This is a genomic window from Cupriavidus sp. DB3, from assembly GCF_020418465.1.
GTDB lineage: Bacteria > Pseudomonadota > Gammaproteobacteria > Burkholderiales > Burkholderiaceae > Cupriavidus > Cupriavidus cauae.
In genome coordinates, this window is sequence record NZ_JAIZPL010000014.1 from 1 (window position 1) to 4,838 (window position 4,838).

The 4,838-nt window shown below is 58.7% G+C and carries 4 protein-coding genes; all 4 read right to left on the bottom strand.

The window, feature by feature from the left end:
• Positions 1–201 (bottom strand): hypothetical protein (locus K7G19_RS24835; RefSeq protein WP_226109654.1); only part of this gene is annotated, 201 nt, incomplete at its 3' end.
• Between the two features lie 250 nt (positions 202–451).
• Positions 452–1,447 (bottom strand): T6SS immunity protein Tli4 family protein, encoded by a 996-nt coding sequence (locus K7G19_RS24840; RefSeq protein WP_226109656.1) that lies wholly within the window; start codon positions 1,445–1,447, stop codon positions 452–454.
• Between the two features lie 113 nt (positions 1,448–1,560).
• Positions 1,561–4,050, bottom strand: a complete 2,490-nt coding sequence (locus tag K7G19_RS24845; RefSeq protein WP_226109658.1) for a hypothetical protein — start codon at positions 4,048–4,050, stop codon at positions 1,561–1,563.
• 2 nt (positions 4,051–4,052) lie between these two features.
• Positions 4,053–4,838, bottom strand: a 786-nt coding sequence (locus K7G19_RS24850; RefSeq protein ID WP_226109660.1) for a DUF2345 domain-containing protein, incomplete at its 5' end; no start/stop codon positions are given.

Below are 4,838 nucleotides of genomic sequence, written 5' to 3' on the forward strand. Positions count from 1 at the left end.
CACCTTCGCGCCGAGCAGCGCCTTGAGCGGCAATCGCGCATTGGCGCTGACCGCGACGATGCGCCATTCGCTCAGTTCAGACAGCGCCTCGCGGCCAAGCCAGGCCTCGACGGCCAGTTCGCCGATGGCCCCCTCGCCTTCGAGCTGGAACAGCCGCCGCGCCGGGGAAAACAGGGTCTGAATCAGGGTGGTGTGGTCCATGGCGGTTCGGTGTCATGACGCGGGACAGGGTCAGATAGCCAACACCTTCCATCCTGCCCCGTTGATCCCTGCCAGGCTATGAGACAGAGCCACTCGAATTAACCACGCATCTCCATCTCGGGATGTGCAGCCGACCTTGCCGGCCACATATCCGGCCCTCCTCCTTGAACAACATATGCTTTAGCCGAATTGGGCCGAGTCAAATCTTCGTTTCCTATTGTGACCGTCCGATGATCGCGTCGGTAATACGCTACCGCGCATTCCCCGTGGCTCTGGGGGTCACCTTCGCAGCGATGTCCCTCGCCAGCGCAAGGAACGATGCTTCATCGAGCGGCGGAACTCCTGCCTTGCGGGCAAAGTCGGAACGTTGAATGACGTGAAGCATCATGCTGAAACTGCCCTGTGCGTGGGGACTGCCGAGAGCTACAACCAAGTAGCCATGATCAATGGTTCCATCCTCGCGACGGAGGCGGACGAACGACTCCACGCCCTTCACCCCAGCGATCGTGGTGCTACGGTAGCGGTCCTTCCAGATGCTGGTCACGTCGCGACGGTCCTGGTACAGACCGGTCCAGAAGAAGTCCGACACACCTTCCGGATCCCGCATCCTGGCGTTCAGCTTCGCATTCGGCGGAGCGGCGGACTTGTCCTCCAGGCCGACGATCACGTCGGGCTGCCCCTTCAGGCGATAGCTGGCCGCTACATATCGAGGCGCGACACCGTCATCGGGCAAGAACACGTAGGGCATGCACAGGCCGGGCTTGGTGGGCACAGTGTTTAGAGCCCTCGGCATCGCGCCCGCCATCAGCGAGGCGAACTCCGCCTCGTCGGCTTTGGCGTCGCTGTCGTGGGTACTTAGCTTCCACCACAAGCCGGAATTGCCGACCGTGGTAAACGCTGAGAGTTGACTGCCTACACGCCACGCCTTGCCGCCAGATCCCGCCCAGTCCAAGTGGTCGAAAGTCGCGCGCGTGCCATACACGTCCTTGCCATCTCGTGCTTTCAACATGGCGCCATCCTTCGTCACCCGTATATCGACAGCGCCTCGTACCACGTTGCGTTGGCTATCGCTCATGGGGTGCGTAATCAGCAGAGGCCCCCGATCGCCAAGATTCACGTGAAATGCACGCTCGCCATCGGAATAGCGTGCAGGAGGATCGCGGCGCAGGTCGCCACGAATCCGTTTGGCGACCTCGACAGGATCCCAAGCCGCCTGCTCGGCCGGCCCAGGCAATTGCAATTCCAACCGTCCTACGCATTCGGGTAGCCATTGCCCACTCCCCACGGCGGCCTGACCATATGCCAGTGGGCAGCATGCCAATGCGGCAGCGGGAATCAAGCTACGGACAATACCTTGCCTCATACTGCGCTCCGTTCAGCCGGCTGCCGCGGATCTCTCGCATCTGCAACCGCGAGGCTTTCGCGATCCTCCGTGTTGGCAGCGTCGTCGTTTTCTGCGACCAGCATGGTCGGATAGCCAAATCGATTGAACTCGCCGTCGGTCCATTCGATTGGCAGCGCGGTAATGAAGCCTTTGATCTTCTCCAGCGACGCCGCACCTGCGGCAACATGTCGGGGAGCTGTCCAGAAATCGTCTTCCGAGGGTTGAGGAAAGGCAGGATAGCCAAGGGTCTCACCTTTGGCCGGACTACGTTTATTGGGATCCCAATTTGGCACGATGGACGCCGAATCATCAGGCGCGTAGGGCGACCTATTGCGCGGCACAAAATCAAACGCCTTCTCATAGGCTTCGGCATTCAAGCGTGCCTGTTGCTGTATCAGACGCCAGCTGTCCGGCTTGCCAGGCTCTTCAATGGCGCGAGCCAGATGGGATGCGGGACGGACCTTGCCGCTGATGCCGAACAGCTTGTTCCACACCGCTTTCCGAAGCGCATGGGCACTATCCCTTGTCGGACGCATGCTGCCGGTGCCATTGATATCGGCGCGTTTGGTATTGTCATCGACAACCAGGACCGCGATCTCCGAGTCGCGCTCGCCCAACAGACTCCGGTCATTGATATTGGCACTGCCCAATAGGGCGTAGAGATCGTCGACAACCATCAGCTTCGTATGAACGTAGATTTGCTCGGTCACGTACCGATCGCCGAGCTTGGCCCAATTGCGCAGGTTCAGTAGCGTCACATACTCGAAGCACTGTTCAATCGGAATGGACTCATACTCTCGATTGTGTTCGTCCTGGATGACGCGGAGATATTGCGGGTCTTTTTTCTCGTACAGTTCCCGTGCCTTCAGCGCACGGCGTACGCCATTGAGCAGACTACGGCTGCCGTAGACCAGCGTCTGCATCGTCCAGTAAACCTGCACCGCAATCGTAGCATTTGCCAACGCCCCCTCGGGATGCACCGGGAGGGTTATATAAACGTGATACTTCGGCTTGCCTTTGGTGAAGATCGCTTTGGTAATGCGCGTGATGAGCGCCTGGCACACACCATTCTTCGGCGGATCGAACATCCCCTTGTCGTCGACGTCCAGCTTGACGCTGAAGCCCTCGATCTTGGGACGGACTTTGCTGTCGTTATCGGACTTCACGACCACGTCTGCGCTACTGGAAGCATCCTTTCCGCCGAAGGAATTGATATATTGCGCGGCCGGGGATAGTTTCGTCCCGAAATCCGCTTCGCGTCCGAAGGCCGAAACAAAAAACTGGCTTTCTATATAAACGAACCGGTCGCTCTTCGCGATCAATTGGAGCATCGCGCGATGGATATCGTCCTCGGTGCCGGATGGCGTAGCGCCCTTCGCCGTCATGCCCCTATGCTCGGCCTGCCGCATGCCGACCGGGGCGCTGCGTAACACTTGAATTTGGACGGAACCGTTCTTTTCGTACTTCTCAGGCGGCTGAGGCGCCGGCAACTTCAGTTTGCTGCATGCATTCCATCGCACGACAAAATTGCGCGTCAGATCGGATACCGCGGGGCCTTGGATGCGGCTGTGCACATCCTGCCAGGGCATACGGGGTTGCGTCTTTTCGCTGAGCGTCAGAAGGGAAACGGGGTTACCTTCGAAGTTCTTGGGCACTCCCATCGCATTGCCCAACACCGTGAGCGTGGACGCCTCACCGTACGGGACTTGAAACGCTCCCTTTTCTATATTTTTGAGCACAACGTCGGCGTTGCTCTTGGTGAGAAAAGGCACCGTCGCAACATCGACCGCGCCTGACAACAAGTCGGGATCGACTAAGTTGTCGGACTTCTCCGACAGCTTACCTACCCATGCCACGCAGGGGTTATAGCGGTTCAGCGCATAGCGGCCATCCTTGTCGGCATGCAGATCAAAAGTGTCGTCGTCATAACGGCCATATGCGAGATCGATGCCTCCGACATAGCCAATCTTTCTATCGATGACGACCTGCTTCTGGTGATGGCTGAAGTAGGCGTTGTTTCGCGTAGCGTATGACTTAGGCAACTCGACGTGTACGCGCTTCTTGCCCACCAGCCGGTTGATGGCCTCGAGCGCCGCCTTGGCCTGGTCGTCGTACGTTTGGACCGGATTTCTATCGTTCCAAGGAAGCACGTATATCTGGACACCACGCGTGGCGGCGCGGTGCAGCACATCCCACAATCGGACATTCGGTGCAAGCATGGCGTCCCAGTTGACTTGCCATCCGATGATGTAAATCTCCTGGGTCGCCTTATCGCACTCGGCGATCAGATCGGCGAAGTATGCCTTTCCAGTGGTAAAGAACTGGAAGTGGTTGCCTGCCGTCGGCTGCGAGAATACGCTTTTGTGCCCGACCCAGACGTTGCTGGTCACCGTGGCTTCTGCCGCAGATCCATCTTCGCCGACAAGTTGCGGCACGACGCGATTCGGACTGGCTGTCCTCGTCATGGTCATTTGTTCCTTAACGAGTCTAGCAACGCCTTACCGGACCGTGTGTTCCCTTCGCGCATCGCCAGGTCGGCGTGAAACTCTGATACGTGAACTCCCTCCGCCGCATCAAGGCTATCTGCATACCCCATCGCATTCAAAGCGTGTGCCTTCTGCTGACGTTCAGACCAATCCTGCTTTTCTCGCATCATCGATATCTGGTAGGCGCGGCTCTCGCAAACGAGCCAGACACGGCCACTATCCTCGTTGCAGGCGTCCTGCAGCGTGCGCTGCTCCGCCTCCGATAGTGTCAATTTTCCTTCATCATCGCTCTGGCCCGTCAGCACGTCTTCCTCAGCCATTAGCGCCGACAGCTCATTGTCCGCACGAACCACACGCCACTGTGTGAGCGGCAGGGCTACACCTGTCGGACCCGGAATGTCCTTCAGCACAAAATTGAACTTGACCGGAACATCGGTAATGGGTGTATCGGGAAATGCTGGAAGGGCGAAAGGCTTGTCCACCGGCCCATCGAATTTCCGCTGCGCACTCTTGTAAGTAATCGCCCCCGGACACTCCACCGTAATATTCCCACCCTCGATCGTGATCGACGCCCCACCAGCCGTCGCCACACGAATGCGCTTGGCCGCAGCAAAGTCCACCTGCATATTCGCCGACACGACCTTGAGTTCATCCTTGGCCTGCAGCTTCATCGCATCGTGCTGCGCCTGCACGTCGATGTCCTCACTGCCGGCGATCAGCTTCAGGCCGGTGTCGCCCTCGCCCGCTTTCTCCAGCGCCGCGGCGAT